22 protein-coding genes and 1 riboswitch are annotated in these 26,510 nt (G+C 70.7%); of the genes, 11 read left to right on the forward strand and 11 right to left on the reverse strand.

All coding sequences use genetic code 11. The features are described 5' to 3' along the window. Nucleotides 1-135: 135 nt before the first annotated feature. From AC1DU4_RS02935 to AC1DU4_RS02945, 3 genes are all read left to right on the forward strand, one after another. Nucleotides 136-333 (forward strand): hypothetical protein, encoded by a 198-nt coding sequence (locus tag AC1DU4_RS02935; protein WP_072845468.1) that lies wholly within the window; start codon nt 136-138, stop codon nt 331-333. A 108-nt stretch (nt 334-441) separates the two neighbouring features. Next, nucleotides 442-1,092, forward strand: a complete 651-nt coding sequence (locus AC1DU4_RS02940; protein ID WP_477837607.1) for a GntR family transcriptional regulator — start codon at nt 442-444, stop codon at nt 1,090-1,092. Nucleotides 1,093-1,154: 62 nt separating this feature from the next. Continuing rightward, nucleotides 1,155-2,387 carry an MFS transporter gene (locus AC1DU4_RS02945; protein WP_477837711.1) on the forward strand — a complete coding sequence of 411 codons (1,233 nt, stop codon included), beginning with the start codon at nt 1,155-1,157 and terminating at the stop codon, nt 2,385-2,387. A gap of 19 nt (nt 2,388-2,406) precedes the next feature. On the opposite strand, the gene AC1DU4_RS02950 is transcribed toward AC1DU4_RS02945, so the two are convergent. Next, the gene (locus tag AC1DU4_RS02950) at nt 2,407-3,333 is read right to left on the reverse strand and encodes a tyrosine-protein phosphatase (RefSeq protein WP_477837608.1); all 927 of its coding nucleotides are present in this window, start codon (nt 3,331-3,333) and stop codon (nt 2,407-2,409) included. 262 nt (nt 3,334-3,595) lie between these two features. Here AC1DU4_RS02950 and AC1DU4_RS02955 point away from each other — a divergent pair, with 262 nt between their 5' ends. Then, nucleotides 3,596-4,213, forward strand: coding sequence for a TetR/AcrR family transcriptional regulator (locus AC1DU4_RS02955; RefSeq protein ID WP_477837609.1), 618 nt, complete (start codon nt 3,596-3,598; stop codon nt 4,211-4,213). A 69-nt stretch (nt 4,214-4,282) separates the two neighbouring features. Here the strand turns inward: AC1DU4_RS02955 and AC1DU4_RS02960 are convergent, their stop codons facing one another. From AC1DU4_RS02960 to AC1DU4_RS02970, 3 genes are all read right to left on the reverse strand, one after another. Next, complete coding sequence (locus tag AC1DU4_RS02960) at nt 4,283-5,626, reverse strand: M1 family metallopeptidase (protein WP_477837610.1); 1,344 nt, start codon at nt 5,624-5,626, stop codon at nt 4,283-4,285. Then, nucleotides 5,626-9,516, reverse strand: a complete 3,891-nt coding sequence (locus tag AC1DU4_RS02965; protein WP_477837611.1) for a Pls/PosA family non-ribosomal peptide synthetase — start codon at nt 9,514-9,516, stop codon at nt 5,626-5,628. Before AC1DU4_RS02965 ends, AC1DU4_RS02960 begins: the two co-directional genes overlap by 1 nt. A gap of 202 nt (nt 9,517-9,718) precedes the next feature. Continuing rightward, a complete protein-coding gene (locus AC1DU4_RS02970) occupies nt 9,719-10,516 on the reverse strand; it encodes a PaaX family transcriptional regulator C-terminal domain-containing protein (protein ID WP_477837612.1) in 798 nt (265 codons plus the stop codon). 223 nt (nt 10,517-10,739) lie between these two features. On the opposite strand from AC1DU4_RS02970, the gene AC1DU4_RS02975 reads away from it, so the two are divergent. The 4 genes from AC1DU4_RS02975 (at nt 10,740) to AC1DU4_RS02990 (ending at nt 16,641) form a co-directional block, all read left to right on the forward strand. Then, nucleotides 10,740-12,371 carry an acyl-CoA dehydrogenase family protein gene (locus tag AC1DU4_RS02975; protein ID WP_477837613.1) on the forward strand — a complete coding sequence of 544 codons (1,632 nt, stop codon included), beginning with the start codon at nt 10,740-10,742 and terminating at the stop codon, nt 12,369-12,371. An 84-nt stretch (nt 12,372-12,455) separates the two neighbouring features. Beyond that, entirely contained in the window at nt 12,456-13,985 is a 1,530-nt protein-coding gene (locus tag AC1DU4_RS02980; RefSeq protein WP_477837614.1) for an acyl-CoA synthetase, read from the forward strand. A 274-nt stretch (nt 13,986-14,259) separates the two neighbouring features. Further along, nucleotides 14,260-16,281: a CocE/NonD family hydrolase gene (locus AC1DU4_RS02985; RefSeq protein ID WP_477837712.1), complete on the forward strand. Its 2,022-nt coding sequence runs from the start codon at nt 14,260-14,262 to the stop codon at nt 16,279-16,281. A gap of 84 nt (nt 16,282-16,365) precedes the next feature. Further along, nucleotides 16,366-16,641 carry a DUF1905 domain-containing protein gene (locus tag AC1DU4_RS02990; RefSeq protein WP_477837615.1) on the forward strand — a complete coding sequence of 92 codons (276 nt, stop codon included), beginning with the start codon at nt 16,366-16,368 and terminating at the stop codon, nt 16,639-16,641. 148 nt (nt 16,642-16,789) lie between these two features. On the opposite strand, the gene AC1DU4_RS02995 is transcribed toward AC1DU4_RS02990, so the two are convergent. From AC1DU4_RS02995 to AC1DU4_RS03010, 4 genes are all read right to left on the reverse strand, one after another. Further along, the gene (locus AC1DU4_RS02995) at nt 16,790-18,253 is read right to left on the reverse strand and encodes a DUF222 domain-containing protein (RefSeq protein ID WP_477837616.1); all 1,464 of its coding nucleotides are present in this window, start codon (nt 18,251-18,253) and stop codon (nt 16,790-16,792) included. 75 nt (nt 18,254-18,328) lie between these two features. Further along, nucleotides 18,329-18,982 (reverse strand): NAD(P)-dependent oxidoreductase, encoded by a 654-nt coding sequence (locus tag AC1DU4_RS03000; protein ID WP_477837617.1) that lies wholly within the window; start codon nt 18,980-18,982, stop codon nt 18,329-18,331. A 117-nt stretch (nt 18,983-19,099) separates the two neighbouring features. Then, nucleotides 19,100-20,332 carry a L,D-transpeptidase gene (locus AC1DU4_RS03005; RefSeq protein ID WP_477837618.1) on the reverse strand — a complete coding sequence of 411 codons (1,233 nt, stop codon included), beginning with the start codon at nt 20,330-20,332 and terminating at the stop codon, nt 19,100-19,102. 167 nt (nt 20,333-20,499) lie between these two features. Beyond that, complete coding sequence (locus AC1DU4_RS03010) at nt 20,500-21,120, reverse strand: LysE family translocator (RefSeq protein ID WP_477837619.1); 621 nt, start codon at nt 21,118-21,120, stop codon at nt 20,500-20,502. Nucleotides 21,121-21,319: 199 nt separating this feature from the next. After that, nucleotides 21,320-21,435, forward strand: a riboswitch (SAM riboswitch). A gap of 101 nt (nt 21,436-21,536) precedes the next feature. Here AC1DU4_RS03010 and AC1DU4_RS03015 point away from each other — a divergent pair. Both AC1DU4_RS03015 and AC1DU4_RS03020 read left to right on the forward strand, forming a co-directional pair. After that, nucleotides 21,537-22,829: an aminotransferase class V-fold PLP-dependent enzyme gene (locus AC1DU4_RS03015; protein ID WP_477837620.1), complete on the forward strand. Its 1,293-nt coding sequence runs from the start codon at nt 21,537-21,539 to the stop codon at nt 22,827-22,829. Nucleotides 22,830-22,985: 156 nt separating this feature from the next. After that, nucleotides 22,986-23,615 (forward strand): hypothetical protein, encoded by a 630-nt coding sequence (locus AC1DU4_RS03020; protein ID WP_477837621.1) that lies wholly within the window; start codon nt 22,986-22,988, stop codon nt 23,613-23,615. 18 nt (nt 23,616-23,633) lie between these two features. Here AC1DU4_RS03020 and AC1DU4_RS03025 read toward each other — a convergent pair whose 3' ends face one another. The 3 genes from AC1DU4_RS03025 to AC1DU4_RS03035 are packed head-to-tail and all read right to left on the reverse strand — an operon-like array spanning nt 23,634 to nt 25,805. Beyond that, nucleotides 23,634-24,101, reverse strand: coding sequence for a flavin reductase family protein (locus AC1DU4_RS03025; protein ID WP_083577391.1), 468 nt, complete (start codon nt 24,099-24,101; stop codon nt 23,634-23,636). Between the two features lie 43 nt (nt 24,102-24,144). Further along, entirely contained in the window at nt 24,145-24,618 is a 474-nt protein-coding gene (locus AC1DU4_RS03030; RefSeq protein ID WP_477837622.1) for a YbaK/EbsC family protein, read from the reverse strand. Between the two features lie 56 nt (nt 24,619-24,674). Then, nucleotides 24,675-25,805 carry an ABC transporter permease gene (locus tag AC1DU4_RS03035; RefSeq protein ID WP_477837623.1) on the reverse strand — a complete coding sequence of 377 codons (1,131 nt, stop codon included), beginning with the start codon at nt 25,803-25,805 and terminating at the stop codon, nt 24,675-24,677. A 133-nt stretch (nt 25,806-25,938) separates the two neighbouring features. On the opposite strand from AC1DU4_RS03035, the gene AC1DU4_RS03040 reads away from it, so the two are divergent. Continuing rightward, complete coding sequence (locus tag AC1DU4_RS03040; RefSeq protein WP_072845552.1) at nt 25,939-26,508, forward strand: TetR/AcrR family transcriptional regulator; 570 nt, start codon at nt 25,939-25,941, stop codon at nt 26,506-26,508. The last annotated feature ends 2 nt before the right edge of the window (nt 26,509-26,510 follow it).

Consider the following 26,510-nt stretch of genomic DNA (forward strand, 5'->3'; position numbering starts at 1 on the left):
TGATCGTTCTCGTCGGTGCGTTGGTGGCGCTGATCCCGGTGGCACGACGGGCATTCGGCAAGCAGGACGAGAACGACGACTGAGCGTCGAACGATCGGGACTCGACAGCGCCGCGCGGCGGGGCCATGCTCAACTATGAGCGATTCGCTGAAGGCTCGGGTGCGCGAGAAGATGCTCCGCCAGATCACCGAGGACACGGGGTACGCGTCGGGTGGTGCGGAGGAGGACGATCCGCGACTGGTCTCGTTGGACGACGACCTCAACGCGCTGGACGGGGCGTCCGAGGGCGACCCGGTGATCGAGGAACTCGCGGCCAAGTACTGGGTGCCCTGACCTGGGTCGTCGACCGGCCGAGGCGGCCTCCTTCCCGGCCAGGGTCGGGCTGCCGAAAACCATACCCACCTGCTGTTACGTCTCCTCCAGAGCGTATAAATACATCTTGTGTCTAAGTTGCATTCTGCTGCGGAGCAGGTCTACCGCGAGGTCAAGGAGCGGATCCTGTCCGCCGCGTTGCCCGGCGGCGAGCTGATCAGCGAGGGCGAGATCGCCGCCGAGATGGGGACCTCCCGAACCCCCGTGCGCGAGGCCTTCCTGCGGCTCGAGGCGGAGGGCTGGATGCGGCTCTACCCCAAGCGTGGGGCGCTGGTGGTTCCGGTCGCTGACGGCGAGGCCGAGCACGTGGTCTCCGCGCGCCGCCTGGTCGAGGCCGACGCGGTCCGGGCCGTCGCCGCGGCGCCCGCCGCGCGCGCCGAACTGGTCCGGCGGTTGCGCGCCGGCCTCGACGAGCAGCGGGCCGTCGCCGCGGCCGGTGACGTCGCCGAGTTCAGCGGGCTCGACGCCGACTTCCACCGGCTGATCGTGCAGGCCGGCGGGAACCCGCTGCTCGACACCTTCTACGCGGGTCTGCGTGAGCGCCAGCGCCGGATGACCGCACGCTCCCTGGCCCGCGACCCGCTGCAGTTGGCGTCGATCATCGACGACCACGCGCGGCTGGTGGAGCTGATCGACGCCGGTGCGGCCGAGCAGTTCGAGACCGCCGTCGGCGAGCACATGCGCCGGGTGCACGGCCTGCCCCGGGGCGGCGACCGATGAGCGTTCAGGTCCAGGAAAGCTGGGACACAGCCACTTCCGGCCGGCGGTGGATCCCGCCGTGGATGCTGGTGGCGGCGGCCATGTTCGCGGTCGCCTGGGGTGGAAACCAGTTCACCCCGCTCCTGGTGATGTACCGGCTCGACCACGGCTTCTCGCCGGTGGTGGTGGACGCCTTCCTGTTCGCGTACGTCTTCGGCATCGTGCCCGCGCTCCTGGTCGGTGGCCCGCTCTCGGACCGGCTCGGCAGGCGGGCGCTGATGCTGCCCGCGCCGTTCGTCGCCGCGGGGGGCTCGTTGGTACTGGCAGTCGGCGCCGACAGCACCCTGTTGCTGGTCGTCGGGCGCATCCTCAGCGGCATCGGACTCGGGCTCGGCATGGCGGTGGGCGGCAGCTGGCTCAAGGAGCTGTCGAGCGGCCGGTGGGAGACGGCGGCCGGTGGCGGCTCCGGTGCGCGCCGGGCCGCGATGAGCCTGACCGCCGGGTTCGCGGTCGGCGCCGGCCTGGCCGGGGTGCTCGCACAGTGGGCGCCGTGGCCGAGTGCCCTGGCGTACGTGCTGCACATCGTGCTCGCCCTCGCCGCGGGCGTCGCGTTGCTGTGGGCGCCGGAGAGTCGTCCGGCGACCCCGTCCGCCGACCGGGCGCCGTTGGCCCAGGACCTCAAGATCCCGGCCGCCGCGCACCGTCGGTTCTGGTTCGTCATCGCACCGGTCGCGCCATGGGTGTTCGGCGCGGCCAGCTGCGCGTATGCGGTGATGCCGTCGCTGATGGCCGAGCACACCGGGGGCCGGCCGGTCGCGTTCTCGTCGCTGCTGTGCGTGGTCGCGCTGGCGTGTGGGTTCGCGATCCAGGCGCTGGGCCGGCGCATCGACACCCCGTCGAGCGCCCGGGCCGTGCTGGTCGCGCTGGGGATTCTGGTGCTGGGCATGGCGGTCGGAGCCGTCGCGGCGGACCGGCTGACGGTGCCRCTGGCGCTGCTCGCCGCGGCGGTGCTCGGCAGCGGCTACGGCATGGCACTGGTCGCGGGGCTGCAGGAGATCCAGCGGATCGCCCGGCCCGACGACCTGGCCGGGCTGACGGCGGTCTTCTACTCGCTGACCTACATCGGGTTCGCGGTGCCCGCGGCGATGGCCCTGGCGGTGGCGCAGTGGCCCGGAATCTTCAGCTACCCGATGCTGTTCGGCGTCGGCGCGGTGGTCGCGGCGTCGAGCCTGGTGCTGGTGGCGGCAAGGTCCCGCGCGCATCTCCCCGGAGCCCGGGGAGATGCGCGCGCGAATCGTGCGAAGGTACCGAATTGACCTGCCTGGGACAGAAGGCCTAGTCGACCAGCTTGTCCTTCAGGGCGTCGATGGTCTCCTCGCTCAGGCCGAGGCCCTCGGTGAGGTACTTGTCGAAGGTGCCGTAGGTCTCGGTGATCTGGTCGAGCCCGGCCTGCAGGAAGTTCTTCTCGACCGTGACGACGGGAGTCAGGTTGAGCGCAGCCTGCGGGCTGATCGCGCTGCTGATCATGCCCAGGGTCTTCGCGGTGGCTTCCTTCAGGTAGTCGTTGCTGAGCATGTAGTCGTTCATGACGGTCTCAGCGGGGACGCCTGCGATGGTCTGCAGCAGCATGGTGGTCCAGCCGGTGCGGTCCTTGCCCGAGGAGCAGTGGAAGAGGTCGACGCCCTCGCTCGTGGCGAAGTTCGTCAGGACCTCCGTGAATGCGGCCCGGCGCACGGGGTCGGTGACGTAGCTGCGGTTGGCGTCCTCCATGAACTGGACGCCCTCCTCCGGCGACTTGATGGTCGTGGCGAGCTGGACCAGGTCCCCGAACTCGATCGGGACCTGGGTGTACTTGACACCCTCCGGAAGCTTGTCCGCGCCGCCCACCATCGGGTTCGCGATCTCGGATGCGCCGCGGAGGTCGACGACCTGGGTCAGCCCGAGCTCGAGCAGGGTCGCCTTGTCGGCGTCGCTGGTCGAGGTGAGGCCGTTGGCGCGGTAGATGACGCCGCGCTTGAGGTGCTCGCCGTCGGCGGTGACGTAGCCGGCGCCTTCGTTGCCGGCGACGTCGCGGAAGTTGGCGACGGAGGCCAGCTTCGGGGTGGGGGCCAGGGCCGGAGCGCCCGAGCCCGAGCCGAGCAACGCGCCGAGCGAGCCGGTGCCGAGGGAGCTGAGGTCGAGTGCATTTGCGGTGGCAGGCGCGGCGAACAGCAGCCCGCCGGTGACGAGCAAGGCGGCGGCCTTCGCGATGCGTGTGGACATGTGGAGCCTCTCTGTCTGCAAGAACGGGCCGACCGAAGTGATTCCGGGCGGCGCGGCCGAAACCGGCGTCGCTGGACCGGTGAGGGAGCGACGTCGCGGGTCCGGTGAATCCGTAACGCTGGTGGGCCGACGACTCCTCCATCCAGGAGCGGGCCACTGCGGGAGAGCTGGTGTGCACAAACCTCTAGTCGATACACGGTGTAACGACTAGGGCGTGACACAATGTAGCCGCTACCACAGTGCGATGTATGGGGTTTTGAAATTGTCGAATGAATTCGAGACCCGGCGTCGGCTGGGTCCGCAGCGGGATCCGGCGATCGACGCGGCGGTGCTGGATGCGACCCGGCAGTTGTTGGCCGAAAAGGGCTACGCCGGTACCTCGATCGACGCGATTGCGACCCTGGCGGGTGTCGGGCGACCGGCGATCTATCGGCGTTGGCCGTCGAAGGCCCACATCGTCAACGACGCGGTGTATCCGGTGCTGGACACGGAGCGCGGGGCCGACGTGGACACCGTGCTCGGTGTCGACGGCACGATGGCGGAGCAGGTCCGTGCGCTGGTGCACGGTGCGGTCGCACTTTTCGGCGCCCCCGCCACCCGAGCCGCCGCCCCCGCGCTGATGAGTGAGGTGCGCACCGACGAGGCATTGCGTGAGGACCTCGTCGTGCGGCAGCGTGCAGGCGTCCGCGCCGAGTTGAAGCGTCGCTTGGACGAGGGGCGTCGGCGGGGCGAGGTACGCACCGGTGTCGATGTCGACGTTCTGCTCGACGTCATGGCCGGAGCGGCCATCTACGCGATGTCCGTCCGTGATCTCGACGACCCCGGACCGTTCGCCGACGCCTTGGCCGACGTCGTGCTTCGCGGCATCCTCGCGGACTGAGGCGCCCGGCGCTCGTGCGCGCCTTTGGTGTCCACAGGGGCGGAAAGTGCGCACGAGCGGCGAAGTCGCCTACGGCAGCGGCTTGTGCCAGAGCCAGGCGTCCCACAGCGGTCGCAGCGGTACGTCGGTGAAATGTGCTGCCAGGTCGGTGAATTCCTCGGTGGTCACGTTCGAGTGCCGGTACCGCGCAGTCCACTGCCGGAGCAGGTCGAAGAACGACTCGTCGCCGAGGGCCTGGCGCAGCGCGTGCAGGGTCAGGGCGCCGCGCTTGTAGACCCGGTCGTCGAACATCAGCTCCGGTCCGGGGTCGCCGAGCAGCAGGTCCTGCGGCAGCAGGCCCAGGTTCAGGTGGGCCTGGGTGGCGATCTCCTGCGCGGACGGGCCGCCGGAGTTCTCCGACCACAGCCACTCGGCGTAACAGGCGAAGCCCTCGTGCAGCCAGATGTCGCGCCACGATCGCAGCGTCAGGCTGTTGCCGAACCACTGGTGCGCCAGCTCGTGCGCCACCAGCCGCTCGGAGCCACGCCGACCGTCGCAGTGGTTGGCGCCGAACACCGAGATGCCCTGCGCCTCTATGGGGATTTCCAGCTCGTCGTCGGTGACGAGCACCGTGTAGTCCGCGAACGGGTACGGGCCGAACAGCCGGACGAAGGTGTCCATCATCTCGGGCTGCCGGGCGAAGTCGTGCTCGAACCGCGTCCGCAGCCGCTGTGGCAGCACCGCGTGCATGGGCGTCGCGGCCAGGTCCGACGGCACCCGCCGCCGCTCGTACGGCCCGATCTGGATGGTGGTGAGGTAGGTGGCCATCGGCTCGCTCTGCTCGTACACCCAGGTGGTGTGGCTGGCCCGGGTCTGCTTGCGCAGCAGGGTGCCATTCGCCAGCGCGTAGTAGGGCGAGTCGGTGGTGATCGAGATCTGGTAGCTGGCCTTGGAACTGGGGTGGTCGTCGCACGGGAACCACGACGCGGCGCCGTTCGGCTGACTGGCCACGATCGCGCCCTCGGTCAGTTCCTCCCAGCCCACCTCACCCCAGATGCTGCGGATCGGGCTGGGGGTCCCCGCGTACTGCACGGTCACCGACAACGCCCCGCCGGCCGGGATCTTCTGCGCCGGTGTGAGAGTCAGCTTGCCGTGCTGATGGGTGTACTTGGCCGGGCGTGCGCCGTTGACCGTCACCTTGGACACCGTGAGCGCGGGGGAGAGGTCGAACGCGAACTTCGCCCGCACCTCGGTGGCGTTCGCAGTGATCGACGCCTTGCCCGCCAACCGGTTGCTGGGCACCTTGTAGGTCAGTTCCAGTTCGTACCGCGAGACGCGGTAGCCGCGGTTGCCGTTCTGCGGCAGGTACGCGTCGACTGGTTCCTCGTAGAATTTGCCGGCACCGCCGGCGGCGAACTTTCCCGGCTTCACCATCAGGACACGCTCCACGGGCCGATGGGGTTCCCCTGCCATCGAGTGCTCGGCGGCACGGTGTCGCCCCGCATCACCAGCGACGCGGGCCCGACGGTGGCGCCGTCGCCGATGCCGGACGCGGGCAGCGCGACGCAGTGCGGCCCCAGGGTGGCGCCGTTGCCGAGGGTGACGGTGTCCATGGACATGATCCGATCATGGAACAGGTGGGTCTGCACGACGCACCCGCGCTCGACGGTCGCGCCGTCGCCCAGCGTCACCAGATCCGCCTCCGGTAGCCAGTAGGACTCGCACCAGACGCCGCGGCCGATGCGCGCGCCCATGCCGCGCAGCCACACGTTCAGCACCGCGGTCCCGGTGGCGGCCCGCGCGAACCAGGGTGCGGCGACGGTCTCGACGAACGCGTCGGAGACTTCGTTGCGCCACACGAACGAACTCCACAGCGGATGCTCGACCTTGCCGATCCGGCCGACGACCAGCCACTTCGCGGCCACCGACACCGCGCCGGCGACCGCACCCGCAACCAGCAGCACCAGCCCGCTGAGCAGCGCCGCGACCGCGAACCCGGCCGCACCGGCCAGCGCCTGCAGGGCGAACAGCACGCCGAGGCCGATACCGAAGGTGACCGTCACCGGGATCAACCGGCAGGTCTCGACCACCGCCCGGGCGATCTTGAGCCGCATCGGCGGCGCGAACGTGCGGGCCGCGTCGGAGGTGTCGACGGCCCGGCGCAGCCGCACCGGCGGGCTGCCGAGCCACGACGAACCGGACTTCGCCTTGCTCGGCGCGGCGGACAGCACCGCGACCAGACCGTTCTTCGGGACGCGGCGGCCCGGCCCGGCCATCCCGGAGTTGCCCAGGAACGCGCGCTTGCCGACCTTCGCCTCCTGGATGTGCAGCCAGCCGCCGCCGAGTTCGTACGACGCGATCATCGTGTCGTCGGCGAGGAAGGCGCCGTCGGCGACGGTGGTGAACTTCGGCAGCAGCAGCACCGTCGACGCCTCCACGTTCTTGCCGACCTTCGCGCCGAGCAGTCGCAGCCAGCCGGGGGTCAGCAGGCTCGCGTACAGCGGGAACAGGAAGGTGCGCGCGGAGTCCAGCAGCCGTTCGGTGGCCCAGACCTGCCAGCCGACCCGGCTGCGCACCGGGTGGTAGCCCTCGCGCAGGCCGATGCCGAGCGCGCGGACCGCCGCGAGCGTCACCGCGGCGAAGACGAACAGGGCGAGCAGCGTCGCCGCGGGCAGCCAGGCCAGCGCCCGCACCATCGCGTCGCCGAGGTCGGCGGCGTCGTGCACGCCCCAGCCGACCAGCACGATGCCGGCGGCCAGCGCCAGGATCGGCAGGCCGGAGATCAGCAGGGAGGTGGCGCCGTAGACGGGTACCCAGCGGGTGCCGCGGGGCGGGCGCTGCTCTGGCCACGGGTGTGTCGCCTTGCCGACCTTGACTGCAGGGGAGCCGGCCCAGCTCTGCCCGGCCTTGACCCGGCCGAACACCGCGGAACCGGGCGCGACCTCCGCGTTCTTGCCGATCCGGGTGCCCGGCAGGAGGGTGGAACGGGCGCCGACGGCCGCGCCTTCGCCGATCCGGATCGCGCCGATGTGCACCACGTCGCCGTCGATCCAGTGCCCGGACAGGTCCACCTCCGGCTCCACCGAACAGCCCTCGCCGAGCTCGAGCATGCCGGTGACCGGCGGCAGGGTGTGCAGGTCGACGCCGCGGCCGATCTTCGCCCCCAGCGCCCGCGCGTAGTAGATCATCCACGGGGCGCCGGACAGGTTCGCGGCGCCGCTGGCCTCGGTGAGCCGGTGCGCCACCCACAGCCGCAAGTGCTCGCGGCCGCCGCGCGGGTAGGTGCCGGGTTTCAGGCCCCGCAGCAACAGCCGGGACCCGGCGACGGCGAGGGCCATCCGGCCGACCGGGCTGATGAACAGCGCGAAGGCGATCAGCACCCACCACCAGGACACGGTCGGTGCCCACGGCACGGGGACGAACCAGGCCAGCACGTTGTTCACCAGCGCCAGCCACGTCACCCACTGCAGCCCGGTCAGCGTGGTGAGCGGGACGGTCAGCGCCACCTGCGCCCACTGGGTGGACCGCGGGGTCGGCGCGACGATCCGGGGCTCTGCCGCGACGGTGGGGGCCAGCTCGTCGAGGTAGTCGGCCAGCGAACCGAGCCGGGGATGGTCGTAGAGCTGGGCGACGGTGACCTCGGGGAACCGCTCGCGCAGCGCCGTCACCAGCTGCGCGGCCGCCAGCGAGCCGCCGCCGCTGTTGAAGAAGTCGTCGTCGCGACCGGTGATCTGCGCGCCGAGGATCGACGCCCACAGCCCCGCCACCCAGGCGGCGGTGCCGTCCAGTCCGGCGGCGGTCGCGGCGTCCTCGGGTCCGGCGCCGGGCAGCGGCCAGGGCAGGGCGGCCCGGTCCACCTTCCCGGACGTGCGGGTGGGCAGCTCGTCGAGCAGCGCCAACCGGGGCACCAGCGCGGCCGGCAGCTGCTCGGCGAGCAGGGTGCGGGCGGCCGCCACGTCGAAGTCGGGGTCGGTACTGGCCAGGTAGCCGACCAGGATCGAGTGCCCGGCGGCGGTCTTGCGGACCGCCGCGGCCGCGCCGCTGACGCCCGGCAGGTTCTGCAGCGCGTTGTCCACCTCGCCGAGCTCGATGCGTCTGCCGCCGAGCTTGACCTGGTCGTCGGCGCGGCCCTGGAACAGCAGCCCCTCGGGGTCCAGGCGGACCAGGTCACCGCTGCGGTAGGCGCGGTCCCACCCGAGCGAGGGCATCGGCGCGTACTTCTCGGCGTCCTTGGCGGGGTCGAGGTACCGGGCCAGCCCGACGCCGCCGATCACCAGCTCGCCGACCTCGCCGACCGGAACCGGGACGGAGTCGGCGTCCACCACGGCCAGGTCCCAGCCGTCGAGCGGCAGCCCGATGCGGACCGGGCCGACGCCGTCCATCGGCGCGGCGCAGGCGACCACGGTGGCCTCGGTGGGGCCGTAGGTGTTCCACACCTCGCGGCCCTCGACGGCGAGGCGTTCGGCCAGTTCCGGCGGGCAGGCCTCGCCGCCGAAGATCAGCAGCCGTACCGCCTCGAGTGCCTCGGCGGGCCACAGCGCGGCGAGGGTGGGGACGGTGGAGACGATGCTGACGTCGCGGGAGACCAGCCACGGGCCGAGGTCCATGCCGCTGCGGACCAGCGCGCGGGGAGCGGGGACCAGGCAGGCGCCGTGCCGCCAGGCCAGCCACATCTCCTCGCAGGAGGCGTCGAAGGCGACGGAAAGGCCGGCCAGCACCCGGTCGCCGGGGCCGATCGGCTCCTGCTGCAGGAACATCCGGGCCTCGGCGTCGACGAACGCGGCGGCGCTGCGGTGGCTGACGGCCACGCCCTTGGGGGTGCCGGTGGAGCCCGAGGTGAAGATGATCCAGGCGTCGTCGCCGAGGGTCGGCGGGCGCGGTGTGGCCGGGACCTCGCGGCTCGGCGCGGTGCCCGGCAGCGGCCGGCCCCCGGTGAGGACCGCGGTCACCTGGGCCTCGCCGAACACCAACTCGGCCCGCTCCTCGGGGTCGTCGGCGTCCACCGGCACGTAGGCCGCGCCGGCCGCGAGCACGGACAGGATCGCCAGGTAGAGGTCGCGGGAGCCGGACGGCATCCGGATACCCACCCGGTCGCCGCCGCCGACCCCGGCCTCGCCGAGTCGCCGTGCGCCCTCCCGGATCTCGTCGAGCAGTTCGGCGTAGCTCAGCGTGACGTGGCCGTCGTCGATGGCGGGTGCGTCCGGGAACGTCTCGGCGGTCGCGGTGACGATGTCGACGAGGGTGCGCGGTGCGGGCGCCGACGACGAACGCAGGAAGGTCGGAGGGATCAGCTCGGATCGGTCCGTCTGTGACTGGAGTTGCAAACCCGGGGGTCCTTCTCTTAAGTCGGCTGGCTGTCGCTTCGTTATCCCATGGCAAGTTGTCGAGTTGGTGAACAGCTCTCAGCTGCGGGCGCGGAACGACTCGGCTACCGCGCCGCGGCATGTGTGCAGATTACGCCGGTGATTGCCCGGGTCGGCGGTGCCAGATCCGACGGCGGGCCCGTCGTCCGGTGACCGAGAGCCGCTACTCGGCGGCGGTGGAAGCGCGCGGGGTCGAGGCGGTGGCCCCGGGGTGGACGGCGGTGGCCCGCAGGGCGAGGAATTCGGCCTCGTAGGCGGCGCAGGCGGCGCGCAGCGCGGGACCCGGCCAGGTCGACGGCAGCAGCTCGGTCGGCAGTGCCGGATCGCGCAGCAGGTGGCGGATGCTCGCCGCGGTGACGGTGAAGCGATCCACGCGTCGGCTTGCCTCGCCGAACAGGGCGAGGAGATCCTCGGCGGCCCTGGCCCAGCCGTCCAGGTCCCACAGGTCGCGGGCCAGGCCCTGCGGCTCCTCGTTCGGCCGGCCGGTGAACCTGCGGATCTGACTGTCCACGTGCGGCGGCCACTCCTGGCTGAGGTTCGCCGGTCGCATCCACACGCCCTCGCGGACCTCGCCGAGGCGCTGCAGGTCGAGGTCGGCTCGAAGTGCGGCGCGGTCTGCGGCGCTCCGGCCGGTGGTGGTGATCACCGCGATGTCCCAGTCGCCTTGCCACGGAAGAAGTTTCGGCGCAATCGCTTCGTCCTGGCGGCGCTGACGGTCCAGCAGTCGGCGGCTGAGTCGGTAGGTGTGGTCGGCGCGCTCGAGGTCGCCCGCGGCGACCATGCGGGTCAGTGCCACCCGCAGCGCGGACTCGGAGATGTCGAACATCTCGACCGCCCGGACGAGGTCGCGCACGGCAAGCGCCGGCGGGTGCAGGCTCAGCAGGACGCTGAGCACCACCGAGCGTGCGGTGAGCCGTCGAAGCGAGAGTTGCCCACCCTCGCTCGCCCCTGCCCCGGTCATGGCCTTCCTCCCCGCTGCCGCCGCGGCAGGTTCTCGATCTGTCGTATTTGTCCAGGTCGTCGGCGATTCACGTGCTGCGGGCCGCCCCTGTCGATGGGGGTCAACGGTATACGACCGCCACAAAAATTACGGATCTTCCACAAACGTCAGAAATATGTAATATCAATTGTGACAACGGCCACACCAGGCCCACGGAGATTTGCCCGACCGGAGGAGTAGCGCCATGCAGACCCATGAGGTTTTCAATCAGGTACCGCGGCTGGTGGACTTCGACGCCGCCGACGATCCGGCGTTGCTCGAGGGCCTGGACCGCGAGGGCGCGGGCTGGGCCGCCGACGAGGTCCACGAGCTCGGCCGGCTCGGTGGCACCTTCGAGGCGCAGGAATGGGGCCGGCTGGCCAACGAGAACCCGCCGATCCTGCACACCCACGACCGCTACGGGAACCGGGCCGACGAGGTCGAGTTCCATCCGGCCTGGCACGAGATGATGCGCACCTCGGTCCGTTACGGCCTGCACGGCGCGGCCTGGAGCGACGAGCGGCCGGGCGCCCACGTGGCGCGGGCCGCGAAGTTCTACACGTGGCGCGTCGACGCCGGCCACACCTGCCCGATCTCCGCCACCTACTCGGCCATCCCGGCGCTGCGGGCAAACCCGGAGCTGGCCGCCGTCTACGAGCCGCTGCTCAGCAACGCCAACTACGAGGTCGGGCTGCGCGCGCCGCTGACCAAGGCGGGCCTGATCGCGAGCATGTCCATGACGGAGAAGCAGGGCGGCTCCGACATCCGCGCCAACACCACCGTCGCCACCGAGCAGCCCGACGGCAGCTACCGGCTGCTCGGGCACAAGTGGTTCACCTCGGCGCCGATGGCCGACGTCTTCCTCGCCCTCGCGCAGACCAAGGCGGGCGTGACGTGCTTCCTCGTGCCCCGGGTCCAGCCCGACGGCACCCTGAACCCGATGCAGCTGATGCGGCTCAAGGACAAGCTGGGCAACCGGTCCAACGCCTCCTCCGAGATCGAGTACCACAACGCGCTGGCCTGGCGGGTGGGCGAGGAGGGGCGTGGCGTCCCCACCATGATCAAGATGGTCAACATGACCCGGCTGGACTGCCTCACCGGCGCCGCGGCGGGCATGCGTCAGGGCGTCACGTTCGCCGCGCACCACGCGACCTACCGCAAGGCGTTCGGCAGCTACCTGATCGACCAGCCGCTGATGCGCAACGTCCTCGCCGACCTCGCCGTCGAGTCCGAGGCCGCCACCACCCTGATGATGCGCCTCGCCGGCGCCAACGACCGTGCCATCCGTGGCGACGAGTCCGAGGCCGCGTTCCAGCGACTGGCGCTGGCCATCGGCAAGTACTGGGTCTGCAAGCGCTGGCCGCAGCACGCCGCCGAGTCGCTCGAGTGCCTGGGCGGCAACGGGTACATCGAGGAGTCCGGCATGCCGCGGCTCTACCGGGAGGCTCCGCTCAACGGCATCTGGGAGGGCAGCGGCAACGTCGCGGCGCTGGACGTGCTGCGCGCGATGGCGAAGTCCCCGCAGAGCGTCGAGGCGTTCTTCGACGAGGTGGACCTCGCCGCGGGCGCGGACGCGYGGCTCGACGAGGCCGTCCGCTCGGTGAAGGCGGACCTGGCCAGCCCCGACAACGTCGAGATCGGGGCCCGCCGGATGATCGAGCGGATGGCGCTGGTCCTGCAGGGCTCGCTCCTCGCCCGGCACGGCAACCCCGCGGTCTCGGATGCCTTCATCGGCTCCCGGCTGGCCGGAGACCGGGGGAGCGTCTACGGCACGCTCTCGCGCGGTGTCGACTTCACCTCGATCCTGGCCCGCACGACGCAGAAGATGACCCCGTAGTCGCCCGCACCACCCTCTCTCGCCGCCTCACCTTCCTCACCGACCCACCATCCCCGCCGGCGTAGCAATCTTCAGGAGAACTTCATGGACAACGGAATTGGCCGCTGGGCGACGAGACGCGCCCAACTCGACGGGGACAGTGTCGCGTTCGTCTGCGGCGACAAGCGCTGGACCTACGGGGAATTCGAGACCAGGACCAACCGGTTGGCGCACGCCTTCGTCGACCAGCTCGGGGTGCGACGCGGGGACCGGGTCGCGGTGCTCATGGCCAACTCGGTGGAGTTGCTGGAGGCACTCTTCGCCTGCGCGAAGATCGGGGCCATCTTCTCGCCGATCAACTTCCGGCTCTCCGCTCCCGAGATCGGTTACATCCTGGCCGATCTCGGCGCGGACGTACTGGTCCTCCACGAGCAGTTCGCCGCGGGGCGGGTCGCGCTCGAGGAGCCGGGGGTCCGGGTGCGGCACGTGGTCGAGGTCGGTGCCGCGTACGAGGAACTCCTCGCGTCCGGGGCCTCGACCCGCCTGGACATGGACGTCGATCCCCGTGACATCGCGATGATCATGTACACCTCGGGGACGACGGGGCAGCCCAAGGGCGCGATGCTCACGCATGCCAACACCATCGCCAACGCGCAGAACGTCGCCTCGACCGTGGGACGCGGCCTGCGCAAGACCGACGTGACCGTCACGGTGACACCGATGTTCCACATCGGCGGGCTGGGCATGCACACGCTGCCGTTCTTCTACATGGGCGCTCGCAATGTCATCGCGGCGGCGTTCGATCCCGTCGGGACGCTGGAGTTGATGGCGCGCGAGCGTGCGACGGTCCAGCTCATGGTGCCCGCCATGTGGGCCGCGTTGATGCGGATCCCGAACCTCGCGTCGTACGACCTGTCGGCGCTGGACCTCGCGCTCTCCTCCGGTGCGCCGACCCCGCTGCCCGTCATCGACTTCTACACGGAGCTGGGGGTGCCCTTCCAGGAGGGATTCGGGATGACCGAGGCGGCCCCGGGGATCTCGTTCCTCGATGCCGAGTACGTGAAGACGAAGGCGGGCTCGGTCGGCCGGGCACTGTTCGCGATCGACACCCGGATCGTCGATCCGAACGGTGTGGAGGTGCCGACCGGCCAGGTGGGTGAGCTGGTGGTACGCGGCGCCAATGTGGCCGTCGGCTACTGGATGCGTCCGGATGCCACCGCGGAGGCCTTCCGGGACGGCTGGTTCCACACCGGCGACCTGGGACGGGTCGACGACGAGGGTTTCATCACCCTGGTCGACAGGAAGAAGGACATGATCATCACGGGCGGCGAGAACGTCTACCCGATCGAGGTCGAGCAGGTCCTGTGCCGGTTCCCGGGCATTGTCGAGGTCGCGACAATCGGTGTGCCGGACGACAAGTGGGGCGAGACGGTGGTGGCCTACGCGGTCGTGGAGGAGGGTGCGGAGGTGACCGCCGAGGCGCTCGTGTCGTATGCCCGGGAGCGCCTCGCGCACTTCAAGTGCCCCACCCGGGTGGAGTTCATCTCGGAGCTGCCGCGCACCGCCACCGGCAAGGTCCGGAAGACGGAACTGCGTCAGCGCGAAACGGGTCAGGAGTGCGCGGTCATCCGGTAGCGATGCCGCGGTAGCGACCCGTCAGGTACGTCGAAACAGGCCCCGAGCAGTGTTGCTCGGGGCCTGCTCGCGTCCGGTTTCTGATGGCCAGTGGATCCGGGCGGACCGGCCGGGCGGCCGGCTGTGACCTTCGTTACAGTGTAAAAGTTAACCGCTAATCCACGCCTAGTGTTTCGCGGTACTGTCCGTCCTCGCAGGTTGGTGCCCGAATTGCGGGTCGTTCCGGCCTCGGTGAGCGGGCCGTCCGTTCGTCGACAGGGGAGAGACGTTGACCGTGAAGGTGGCAAAGGCCGCGCTGGTGACCGCAGTCGGGGTACTGCTGACGCTGCCCCTCGCACCCCCGGCCGCGGCTGTCACCCCGGACGGCGGGAGCCTCGGCACGCAGTGGACCGAGACCACCGACGGCCCGCAGCAGTACCCCGGCGTGCACACCGAGTGGGACGTGCCGATCACCATGAGCGACGGGGTGGTGCTCAAGGCCAACGTGTACCGGCCGGCGGACGCGTCCGGACGGGCCGTGGACACGAAGACGCCGGTCGTCGTCAACATGACCCCGTACACGAAGCTGGTCTCGGCGGTCGCGAACGCGGCGCTCTCGGTCCCGCAGCTCGGCGATCCGATCATGGACTTCGCCCGGAACCTGAACCTGTCGGGTACCCCGGTCAGTGGTCTCGCCGACCTGATCAAGACGGCCTCCGGCGGCGGACTGCGGACGTTCAGCGTCGACCCCAAGCTGATCCAGGGCGGCTACACCCAGGTGGTCGTCGACGTTCGCGGGACCGGTTTCTCGCAGGGAACCTGGCAGGTCTTCCAGTCCCGGGAGCAGCAGGACACCCTCGAGACCATCGACTGGGCGTCGAAGCAGCAGTGGTCCGACGGCAAGGTCGGCATGAACGGGGTGTCCTACTCCGCGATCAACCAGGTGCAGGCCGCGAGCAAGCGTCCGGCCGCGCTGAAGGCCATCGTCCCGATCGAGCCCGGCGGCGACATCCTGCGTGACGTGGTCGCGCCGGGAGGCGGCATCGGCATCGGCTTCATGCCGGTGTGGCTGGCCGCGGTCAACGGGACGAAGTGGCTTCCGGACGTGCAGTCGCTCCTCAACGGGACCTTCGACTGGAAATGGTTGGCGGACCGGCAGTCCGACCCGCTCACCTTCGTGCCGCTGCTGCTCAACGCCCTCACCGTGCCGAGTGTCGACGCCGTCACGCCGGATCTGAAAACTCTTCTCGCGGAGGACAGCTCGTTGCGCCGCGACCTGGCCTCGAGTCCGGAGAACATCATCACCCCGACGATGGTCTACGGCGGGTGGCACGACATCTTCGCCAACAGCGAGCCGMRGATCTACAACGCCATCCCGCTGCCGCCCGGCCAGAAGCAGCTGATCATGGGCGACACCTACCACCTGAGTTTCGGCTCCGCGTTCGGTGAGCCAGGCAACCCGCCGCGGCTCGACGTGCTGCAGCGCGCCTGGTTCGACCGCTGGCTCAAGGGCATCGACAACGGGATCGACAGCTACGGCCCGGCCACCCTCTACCAGCAGGGCGGCGGCTGGACCAGCACCGACCAGTTCCCGCGGTCGGGCATGACGCATCAGCGGATGTACTTCGACGCGCGGTCGAGTGGCACCGCGAACGGCAGCGTCCACGACGGCAGCCTGGTGGCCACCAAGCCCGCCGACGGCGCGACCCTGACGGTCGCCCCGGGCCTGGCGACGCTGTGCTCACGGGACTCCGCGCAGCAGACGATCGGCATCACGGCGGTACTCGACGCCTGCGGCAAGGACTCGAGGTTCAGTCAGCAGAACGCGCTCAGCTTCACCAGCGAGCCGGTCACCGTCCGGACGGAGATCTCCGGCTCGGTGAACGTGCACCTGAACACCGTGCTCGACGCCACCGACGGCTACTGGGCCGCCACCCTCAACGACGTTGCGCCGGACGGGACTTCGACGGTGCTCACCAGTGGACAGCTCACGCCGTCGCTGCGTGCGATCGACGACGCGAAGAGCGGGAAGTCGGCGAACGGAGACTTCACGGACCCGTTCTACCGGCTGACCCTGGACAGCCGGCAGCCCGTGGTTCCCGGGCAGCCGCTCGCGTTGGACGTGGGCCTGACCGCCACCGATGCGGTGCTGGCCCCCGGCCACCGGCTCAGGGTCGACGTGTACGCCGCCAACTTCCCCAAGGGTTTGTTGCTTCGGCCGCTGCTCGACGAGAGCGGCCTGGAGCCGCAGCGTCTGGTGCTGGATCCGAACGCGCCCAGCTTCGTCAACGTCCCGGTCGGCACGCCGATCCGCTGAGGTCGATGAGTTTGCGCGCGCCGGCGGGTCTACCTCGGTGGAAGCTGTCGTAGGTAGGCGGTCGACAGGCTGGGAGGAGATCCGATGTTGGACCAGGAGTTCACGGCGGTACTGCAGAAGAGCCCGAACAAGGGCGGTTGGACGTACGTGGTGTGGCCGCAGTCGGTGGAGTTCTTCGGCACCCGGGGCCTGGTGAAGGTCAGCGGCACCGTCGACGGTCACCCCTTCCGCAGTTCGTTCATGGCTATGGGCGACGGCACGCACAAGCTGCCGGTCAAGGCGGATGTCCGCCGGGCCATCGGCAAGGAGGCCGGGGCGACGGTGACGGTTCGGCTGACCGAGCGGATCGTGGAGGACTGAGGTCGAGCGAGAAGGTCTGTCCCCGACGCGGGCTGTCATCGGTTGGGTGTCGAAGCAGTGCAGACCGGTTGCGGCCGAGTGTGTCTCGGCCGCAACCGGTCTGGTTGTGGGTGAGTGTTCAGGCCTGTGCCTGGTCAGGCCCAGTGGATCACGCGCCGGTTGTGGGCCGGCCTGGGTCTTCGCAACGGGTCCACCCAGGCCGGCGGTGTGAACCATGGGTGGCCGTCATCGCCGATGGCCACTGCCCAGTGGTTCCTGTGGATGATCGTGTGGTGCTTCTTGCAGAGCAGCACCAGGTTCGACAGTGCGGTGGGGCCTTTGGCGGACCAGTGGACGATGGGGGCACCTCCCTGCACGAAGTGCTTGGGGGAGGGTGGGCGTCGGTCCATGCGGCGGGGCGTCCGCAGCCGGGGAACGCGCAGCCGCAGTCCCGTGCCACCAGGGCTTTCCGGAGTTTCGGGGAGATGATGCGGGTGGTGACGCCGACGTCGAGTGGGTTGCCGCCCCGGTCGACGAAGATCGGGGTTACCTGGGCGTCGCAGGAGATGCGGGCCGCGATGGCGGCGGAGATCGGACCGGCCCACGGCATGCTGGCGTGACGACCGCGGCGGTACCGGCGGGGTGGCCTGAAACCGGCGGGGCGGGTGCAACCCTCGTGCTCGCCGACGGGGCCGGTTGCGTTGTCGGAGTGGTAGTCCCAGTCGTTTCCGGGCCAGGCCCCGGTCGCGGGTGTCGGCGACGTCGCGGCGACCGCGTCCTTCAGTGCGTCGACGTCGATGGTCACCGTGACGTGGGGTCGTTCGCCGCCCTCCATCGGTCCGCGTGCGTTGTCGAGGTGTCCGCGGATGATCTGTCCGAGGGCATCGGCGCGGCGCTTGGCGGCGGAGCGGTTGTCCCGGATCGGGTGGCCGTCCTCGTCGGTGGTCGGGTGCGGCTTCGACAGCCCGGAGAGGGCGGTCTGGAGGGCCTCGCCGGACTCGGCGTCGAAACTGCCCTTGACGAGCACCCGACCACCCAGGGTGGTGGAGGCGTGGAACTCGTTGAGTTCCGGGTTCTCGGCGTCGGACGGCAGGTCGCTGTCGCGCTCGAAGAGAATCTCCATCTCGCGTGCCCGGTCGCGCAGTTGCTTGGGATCTTCGACCTGGGCGGCGATGAGCAGGTAGGCCTCGCAGTCGTCGGCCCTGCCGCTGTTGGGGTCCGGGTTCTCCCAGTCCGTGCCGTCGGGCGCCGGGTCGATGTCGAAGTCGCGGGTGAGCTTCGCGAGTCGGTCGAGGAAGTTGACGATCACCTGCACGTGTCCGAGTTCGATCCGTCCCTCGTTCAGCACGTCGGCCACCTGCGGGTGCAGGGGGAGTTCGCGGGAGAGGCGGACGATCTGGGCGGCGCGGGCACGGTGCATCCGGGTGGCGCCGGCGAGCCAGGCGGTGGTGTCGGCGGCGCCGGCGTGTTCGGGGAGGCAGTGCTGGTCGGCCTCGTGGACGAGTCGAACGAGGAGCGCGTCGCGTCTGCGCATGTCCTGAACCAGCTCGGGTACCGCGGCGAGGATCTCGGTTTCGTCGAGTCGCCATGCCTCGACCCGGGCGGGGTCGGTGAGCATGGCGTCGAGTTTCATACACCAAATTCTACTCGCACGCACATTCGATCACAATGATGTTTCGCCTGGTGAAAGGCTTGTGTCGGACGCGCCTCAGCCCAACGCGTCCAGCGCCTCGTCGATCGGGGTGTTCCCGTTGTTGAACCCGATGAACCTGCCCGCGGTGCCCGGCCGCAGCARCGCCGCGGCGGCCACCCGTGCGACGTCCTCTCGGGTCACGCTTCGCGCGTCGAGGTCCGGGCCCGTCTCGATCCGGCCGGTGGCCGGGTCGAGCGTCAGCGCGCTGGGTCCGAGGATGGTCCAGGACAGGTCGGTGCCGCGCAGGTACTCGTCGGCGGCCGCCTTGGCCTCCGCGTAGGCGAAGAACGAGTTGTCCGACGGGACACCGTGATCCACCCGCGCACCGAGGTACGAGATCATGACGTACCGGTCGACGCCAGCCCGGGCGGCGGCGTCCATCGAGCGGATCGCGGCGTCCCGGTCGACGGCATAGGTGCGGTCCGGGTTGCCACCGCCCGCCCCGGCCGACCACACGACGGCGTCATGGCCCCGGAGGACCTCGGCGATCGCCTCCGTGTCGAGGTGCTCCACGTCGGCAACGACGGCCCCTGCGCCGATGGCCTCGACATCGGCGACCTGCGCCGGATCTCGGATGGCCGCGGTCACCTGGTCGCCCCGGCCGGTGAGGAGCCGTGCCAGGTGCAGGGCGATCTTGCCGTGTCCGCCGATGATCACGATCCGTGCCATGCCGCGTCCTTGTCGTCGCTGCCGGCGGTCCGGCAGGTGTCCGGGGTGGGCCTCCAGTGCAGCACAGCGGCGGCCGCCGCGCCCGGCTCAGCGCGGAACCGCGGCCGCGGGCCAGGCTCAGCTCAGCGCGCTCCCCGCGACCCACTGGTCCCACGGCACGCCCCAGTCGCCGTTCTGCCACACGTCGAGCGGCTCACCGCCGGTGTTGCGGATCTCCACCACGTCGCCGGGCTGGGAGAAGTTGTAGAACCACTGCGCGTTCGCCGGGTTGAGGTTCAGGCAGCCGTGTGAGGTGTTGGTGTTGCCCTGCGCCCAGACGCTGCTCTCCAGCTCGTGCAGGTAGATGCCATCGTTGCTGATCCGGGTGGCCCAGTTGATGGTCTCCTTGTAGCCGAGCCGCGAGTTGATCGGCAGGCCGTAGGTGGAGGAGTCCATGATCACCGGATTGGCCTTGTCCAGCACGGTGTAGGCGCCGGGCTGCGTCCAGAAGTGGAGCGTGGTGTTGCCGATGGTCTCGGTGCCGCCCCGGCCCATCGAGGTCGGCATCTCGCGGACCACCTGGCCGTTCTCGTACACAGTGACGATCTTGGTGTTGTCGTCCGCGATCGAGACGTGCGAGTCGCCGATCCGGAACGAGACCTTGTCGTCCTCCTGGCCGTAGAGGCCGTTGCCGAGCTGCGCACCGTAGATGTCTGCGTTCACCGTGACCTGGGTGCCCGGCGCGAAGTACTGCTGCGGCCGCCAGTGCACGTTCTGGTCGTCGAGCCAGTACCAGGAACCCTTTACCGGGGGAGTGGTGGTGACGGTCAGCGACTTCTCGGCCGTGACGCGGTCGCCGATCGGTTCGTCGAAGTGCACCACCGTGACCATGCCGACGCCGTAGGTGCCGCCGTCGCGGATCTCGGCGCCGCCGGTGGTGCGCAGGTACGCCTTGGTCTGGTTGCCGGGGTCGAGTGTGGTGACGGTGCTGTTCTTCGAGGTGGGGACGCCGTTCGCGTCCGCGGCCGCCACGTCGAGGGTGTAGGTCTTGCCGTAGCCGAGCGGCTCGCTCGGTTTCCACGACGTGCCGTCCGGTGTGGTGATGCCGGGAATGACCTTGCCGTCGGGATTGGTCAGCGTCACCGAGGTGAGAGTGCCCTGGGCGACGTCGACGCGGACCGGGCTGAGCGGGCTGACCGGGTCGCCGTCATCGGCGGGGGTGATCGAGACGACGGCGGCGCTGACGGTGGCGGTCGGCGAGGCGTTGGCGTCGCCGTTGTCGTCGGCGGAGATGGTGCACCCGGCGGCGAGGGTCGTCGCCAGGGCGATGCACGCCGCGCCGATCGATCGCCGCAGTGACTGCGTGAGCAAGATTCCTCCTGAACTGCTCGGGCGGTCAGGGCGGCCGCCCGGTGCGTACGGTGCCTGGCACCGATGCGTACAACGATATCGGCGCCCGTCCCCTCGCGCGTTTCCTGAGGCGAGGGTGAGAGTGGAGACACAGAAGCCGAACTGCCCGAGGCTCCGCCCGAGAGTGGTCAGGCGGGGCCCGCCGCCGAGACGAGGGTGCCGACGCCGAGCGCCGCCAGGATCCCGGCGCTGGCGGACTCGAGTCGGGCCGACACCCGAGGCTGTCGCAGCAGGGTGACCAGCCGCGAGGCCGCAACCGCGAAGCCGCCCATCACCAGTAGCGCGACAACGGCCTCGACCGCGCCGAGGGTCATGGCCGCGCCGAAGGTCACGTGCCCGAGGAACTGGGGGACCACCGCCAGGTAGAACAGGCCGACCTTCGGGTTCAGGGCGCAGGACAGCACTCCGGCGCCGAACGCCGAACCCGTGGACGCGGCCACCGGTTCCGCCGGCCCCCCGCCCACGGCCCGACGGCGGAGCAGCGCCCGCACCCCGAGGTAGACCAGGTACAGCCCGCCCGCGATCTTCAGCGCCCGGTATGCGGCCGCGGACTGCTCGAGCAGTGCCGCGAGTCCGAGAGCGACCACGGCCGCCCACACCAGGGAGCCGACGGCGACGCCCGCCGCCGCGGCGAGGCCCGGGCGGGTGCCGCCGACGCTGTAACGCAGCACCAGGAACGAGTCCGGCCCGGGCATGATCGACAGGAGCAGGCAGACGCCCGCGAAGCTGAGCAGGGTGGCGGCGGTCATGGCGAGAAGGAAAGCGCATCCGCAGACCCGTACTCAAACGGGTTTCTCCGCAGCGGGCGCCCGGGTTCCGGGGCGCCTGCGAAAACCCTTGCTGTGCAGATGTTTTCGGTTCTGTCGAAGCTGGCCGCCGGCGGTGGGGTGGGCGAGGTCACGAGGGTGGGGTTGACAGGACGGCGGACGGGCTGCAATTCTCTGGTCAGGTCATGAGTGCCAGCAGATAGCCCCGGCTTGCTGGCCGGCAACCCTCCGCCGCGGTGGGGTGCCCCGGGTGACGACCTGGCTGTAGTCCAATACCGGACACGGCAAGCGCGGACTCGATGCACACCCCCGCGACATCTCGGTACGGCCGACTCGTTCGGTCCGGCCGGTACGTCGCCTTCGCTGCACGCGAGTCCCTGAACCAGAGGGAAGCTTCAATGACTGCCGTACTCGACCCCACCTGTGCCGACACCGCCGACGCCGCTGCCGCTACCTGTGCAGCCACCGCCACGCGGATCGACGCCCCGTTCGCCGAGGTCTCCGGCGCCGGACTGTCCGTCCCGCTCGCCGACGGCAGCACCTGCACGTACGCCAACTTCGACTACGCCGCCAGCGCGCCCGCCCTCGCGCAGGTCACCGCCCGGGTCCAGGACCTGCTGCCGTACTACGCCAGCGTGCACCGCGGCGCCGGTTACGCCTCGCAGGTCTGCACCGCCAGCTACGAGGGCGCCCGTGACGTGGTCGCCGAGTTCGTCGGTGCGCGATCCGACGACGTGGTGGTCTTCACCCGCAACACCACCGACTCGTTGAACCTGCTGGCCGGCTGCGTGCCCGGCGACACCGTGGTCCTCGACATCGAGCATCACGCAAACCTTTTGCCCTGGAAGCGAAACGGCGCCCGCGTCGTGGAAGCTGCGGACACCGTCGAGGAGACGATCCGCCGGATCGTCGCCGAGCTGTGCGCCAAGCCGGCCGCGCTGCTCGCGATCACCGGGGCGTCCAACGTGACCGGTGAGGTGCTGCCGATCGCCCGCCTGGCGCAGGTCGCCCACGAGTGCGGGGCCCGGATCCTTGTCGACGGGGCCCAGCTGCTGCCGCACCGCCGCGTGGACCTGGTCGCGCTCGGGGTCGACTACCTCGCCTTCTCCGGCCACAAGCTGTACGCGCCCTTCGGCGCAGGTGTGCTGGTGGGACGGGCGGACTGGCTCGACGCCGCGGAGCCGTACCTGGCCGGCGGCGGCGCCACCCGCGACGTCTCCTCCGACAGTGTCGAGTGGGCGGCCGCGCCGCAGCGTCACGAGGCGGGCACCCCCAACGTCCTCGGGGTTGCCGCGCTGGCGGCGGCCTGCGAGGCGCTCGCCGGCCTCGATGCGGAGCAGGCACAGGCCCACGAGCGGGCGCTGTGCGAACGACTGGTCGAGGGCCTGAGTGCCGTCGAGGGTGTGGAACTTCTCCGAATCTGGTCCGACGCACCGGATTCCGTCGGAATCGTCACGTTCACCGTCGAGGGCTGCGAGCCGCGCGAGGTCGCGTCCTACCTCGCGGACCTGCACGGAATCGGCGTCCGCGACGGCCGGTTCTGCGCGCACCCGCTGCTGGCTCGACTGGGTCGGCGTGAGGGCGCGGTGCGGGCAAGCCTGGGCCTGGGCAGTCACTCCGCAGACGTGGACCGACTGGTGGCGGCGGTGCGCGAGTTCGTTGCCGCGCGCCGCGGCGGCGTGTCCGGGTAGCATCGCGTCATGGCATCCGTGACGACAGCGACGACCGTGGCGCGTGACGCCCGGTGGTGCCGTCGGCACGTGGATCTGTGCCGTACCGCGTCGGGCATGTGTCGGAGCTGAGTTCCCCACTCGCTCTGTTCATCCCACGCACACCCTAGGACTGCCATGTCTGTTCTTCAGTCTGCCCGTACCCGCCGCCTGCACGTCGCGGTGGAGTTGTCCGGCGCCGGTCACCACCCGGCCGCCGCGGCCCACACCGAGTTCCGGGTCCCGTTGGGGCTCACCGACTTCTGGGTCGATCTCACCGAACCGTCGGCGCCCGACCCGCCCCTGGACCTGCTCTCCGTGCCGGCCGATGTGGCGCGGGTGCGGGCCCACGACCTGCGCGAGGCGCAACTGCGCCGCGAGCGCATCCGAACCGAGGCGGCCGGCGAGGGCCGGGACCCGGACGCGGTGACCGTCCTGCTCGACGTGGAAGTACTGCTCGCCGACGACCATCGCAGTGCGCGAAGGGAACTGGCTCAACTGGACGCGGGCGCCCCGCGGGTGCCCGACAGCATCTCCTGCGTGGGCACCGCGGCCGGTCTCGCCGGACTGATCGCGGACCTTGCCGCCGCCGGCGTGGCGGACGGTGTCACCCTGCTGCCGCTGGTGCTGCCCAGGGTGCTCGACCGGGTGGTGGACGATGTGCTGCCGATCCTGCGCGACCGCGGGTTGGCCCGACCGTCGCCCCTCCTGGGCGAGGTGCTCGCGCCCTTCGGGTTCACCTCGGGGACAAGGGCACTCGCGTCCTGACCCGATGGTCGACGAGACTCACTCGTCGAGCGGCGTGGGCCGGTGGTAACGGCCGTCGTGGTAGAGCAGCGGCGACGCGGCGGCCTCCGCGTCGTCCTCGTCGTGCACCCGGGTGACCAGGCCGATCACCAGGGTGTGGTCGCCGGCGGGGATCAGCTGGTGGACGGTGGTGCGCAACCAGATCGGGGTCCCGTGCAGCACCGGTTCGCCGGACTCGAGGCGGTTCCACAGCGACACGTCGCGGAACCGCTCCTCCGCGCTGCGGGAGAACCGCTGCGCGAGGTGCCGCTGGTGCTCGCCGAGCAGGTGGATGACCAGCGAGCCCGCCCCGCGCAGGGCGTCGATGCTCGACGAGGTGTCCGCGATGTTGAACGACACCAGCGGCGGGTCGAGGGACAGCGACGCGAACGACGTCGCGGTGAACCCCACCGGACCCGAGCCGGCGTCGAGGGTGACGATGACGACGCCGGCGGGGTGCCGCCGCATCGCGGCCCGGTACTGCTCGCCGGTGATGCCGTCGGTCACCGGCTCACTCCATGTCGATCGTGAGCGCCGCGGTGATCCGGGTGAGCTCGCGGAACGTCGTCCGGAACACCGTGTCCGGGGTGCCGGCCGCCACCCACACCTCCGCGTAGCGGTCCAGCGCGGTGTCGACGTAGGTGGGCAGGTTGGTCGGGTGCCCGACCGGTGCGACGCCGCCGAGTGGCTGGCCCGTGAGCTGGCGCACCGCGCTGGCGGGTGCCCGGGTCAGCGTCCCCTCGAGCAGCTTGCCGGTGCGCTCGACGTCTACCTGGTGGTCGCCGGAGACGATCAGCAGCACCGGCTCGTCGTCGAGCAGGAACACCAGTGACTTCGCTATCGCGCCCACCGGCACGCCGAGCGCCGTCGCCGCGTCCTGCGCGGTGCGCGTGGGCTCGTCCTGGGTGACGATCACGCCGTGGTGGCCGCGCGCGATGAGGGTCTTCGCCACGTGGGCCGCATTCGGGTGCAGGTACCTGGCCATGATTCAGGGTAGGGCGAAAACGGACCCGCCACATCCCTTGTCGGCGCAGCGGCGTGTCAGCGCCTTCCGCGGGTGCGCCAGACGGTCATGCCGACGAGTGCGGCGGTGCCGGCCAACGCGTAGATCGCGAGGGTGAGGGCGGGCTGGCCCACCCCGGTGCCCGCGAAGTAGACGATGCTGCGCACGCCCTCGGTGCCCGCCCCCGGGGTGATCCAGCGCCCGATCGCCGCGTAGAAGCTGGGCAGCACGTTGGACCCGAAGGCGCCGCCGGCGCTGGGGTTGCCGAGCACCACGAAGATCAGGATCGCCAGTGGCACCGCGAGGATGCCGACGACCGCGCGCAGGCCCATGGTGAACATGCCGGTGGCGAACACGACGCCGGTCCCGAGCAGGGCCAGCGGCAGCAGGTGCCCGCTGAAGGTGCCCAGCACGTACGTGGTGACGAAGGCGCCGAGGAACCCCGAGACCAGCGCGTACCCGGCCATCACGGCGGTGTGGACCCAGGCCTCGCGCCGCGTCCGGGGAGCGCCGATGAGCAGCCCGATCGCGGCCGCCAGCAGGTAGCCGCCGACCACCCAGCCGATGGACAGGTAGAAGCCCGAGAGCCCGCGGTTGTCGTGCACGCCGACCGGCACCTCGTCCCGGACCACGAAGGCGCGGTGCTCGGCGGCGTCGACCTTGGTGAAGACGCTCTCGAGCGCGGTCGCGGCGGAGCTGCCCGCGCCGCTGGCCGTGATCAGCGTGTCGGTGCCGGTGGGGCTGACCACGTAGGCGCCCATGATCTCGCGGTCGTCGATGAGATTGCGGACCTCGTAGGTGTTCGCGGCGACGCGGGCCTCGACGGGACGCGAGTCGATCGCGTTGAGCCGGTCGGCGACCTGCTGGTCCATGCCCTCGGGGAGCCCGGCCTCGGCGACCACGGCGATCGGGATGTCGTGCGGTGTCGGCTGGTGGAAGGCCGCGACGTAGCTGGTGATGAAGCCGATCTGCAGCAGCAGGACCCCGACGACCAGCGCGACCAGGATCTGCCGGGTGCTGTAGCGGTCGGTCGGACTGGTCGACCGGTGCGGCTCGGCGCCCGTGTCCGCGTCGCCGGTGCCCGCGGGGCTGGTGGCGGCGTGGCTGATGGGTGGGGTCCCGGTGGGTGGGGTCCCGGTGGGCGGCGCGTCGGTGTCGGTGCTCGTCATGCGGTGCTTCCTCGCTGTCACGTGCTGCTTGCCGATACTCTCGGTATTGAATACCGTAAGTATCGTGAACGAGGTGAGTCAAGAGAGGGCTGCGTCACCGTCGGGTCCGGCGACGCGTCCGGGCCGGGACGTGGTGCGTCGACGGCTGCTCGACGCGGCGGCGGACGAGTTCGCCGAGCGCGGATTCGTGGCCGCCCGGCTCGCGGAGATCGCGCACCGGGCCGGCTTCACCAAGGGCGCGGTGTACTCCAACTTCGAGTCCAAGCAGGACCTCTTCGCGGAGCTGTTCGCCGAGCGCTCCCTCGAACTCGCGGGCCGGGTGCTGGCCGAGATCGCCGGGCTCAGCGCCACCGATGCCGCGGGCCGGGGCGGCGAGACGATCAGTTCGTGGCTGGTCGGCGATCCCGGTTGGGCCCTGCTGGTGCTCGAGTTCGGGGTCCAGGCCGGCCGTGAGCCCCAGCTCGCCGAGGCCTACCTGCACGAACGCCGCCGGCTGCGGGGTCAGATCGAGGAACTGATCGCCGAGCGTGCGGCCGAGTGGGGGGTGGCCGAGCGGGTCGACGCCCGCAACACCGCGATCACGCTGATGGCGCTGATCTCCGGACTGATGCTCGAGCACGCCGTGGATCCGGAGCAGGTGGACCGCGCTGCGGTGCAGGCCGCGGTCTCCGGGCTGTTCGCCAACGCCCTGCGACGAGGCTGACG

The organism is Rhodococcus sp. P4_F5 (assembly GCF_056401315.1).

Coding starts and splice junctions, on each gene's coding strand:
- AC1DU4_RS02935 (WP_072845468.1), top strand. CDS start 136: ATGAGCGATTCGCTGAAGGCTCGGGTGCGCGAGAAGATGCTCCGCCAG.
- AC1DU4_RS02950 (WP_477837608.1), bottom strand. CDS start 3,333: ATGTCCACACGCATCGCGAAGGCCGCCGCCTTGCTCGTCACCGGCGGG.
- AC1DU4_RS02960 (WP_477837610.1), bottom strand. CDS start 5,626: ATGGTGAAGCCGGGAAAGTTCGCCGCCGGCGGTGCCGGCAAATTCTAC.
- AC1DU4_RS02970 (WP_477837612.1), bottom strand. CDS start 10,516: ATGACCGGGGCAGGGGCGAGCGAGGGTGGGCAACTCTCGCTTCGACGG.
- AC1DU4_RS02980 (WP_477837614.1), top strand. CDS start 12,456: ATGGACAACGGAATTGGCCGCTGGGCGACGAGACGCGCCCAACTCGAC.
- AC1DU4_RS02990 (WP_477837615.1), top strand. CDS start 16,366: ATGTTGGACCAGGAGTTCACGGCGGTACTGCAGAAGAGCCCGAACAAG.
- AC1DU4_RS02995 (WP_477837616.1), bottom strand. CDS start 18,253: ATGAAACTCGACGCCATGCTCACCGACCCCGCCCGGGTCGAGGCATGG.
- AC1DU4_RS03010 (WP_477837619.1), bottom strand. CDS start 21,120: ATGACCGCCGCCACCCTGCTCAGCTTCGCGGGCGTCTGCCTGCTCCTG.
- AC1DU4_RS03015 (WP_477837620.1), top strand. CDS start 21,537: ATGACTGCCGTACTCGACCCCACCTGTGCCGACACCGCCGACGCCGCT.
- AC1DU4_RS03020 (WP_477837621.1), top strand. CDS start 22,986: ATGTCTGTTCTTCAGTCTGCCCGTACCCGCCGCCTGCACGTCGCGGTG.
- AC1DU4_RS03025 (WP_083577391.1), bottom strand. CDS start 24,101: ATGCGGCGGCACCCCGCCGGCGTCGTCATCGTCACCCTCGACGCCGGC.
- AC1DU4_RS03030 (WP_477837622.1), bottom strand. CDS start 24,618: ATGGCCAGGTACCTGCACCCGAATGCGGCCCACGTGGCGAAGACCCTC.
- AC1DU4_RS03035 (WP_477837623.1), bottom strand. CDS start 25,805: ATGACGAGCACCGACACCGACGCGCCGCCCACCGGGACCCCACCCACC.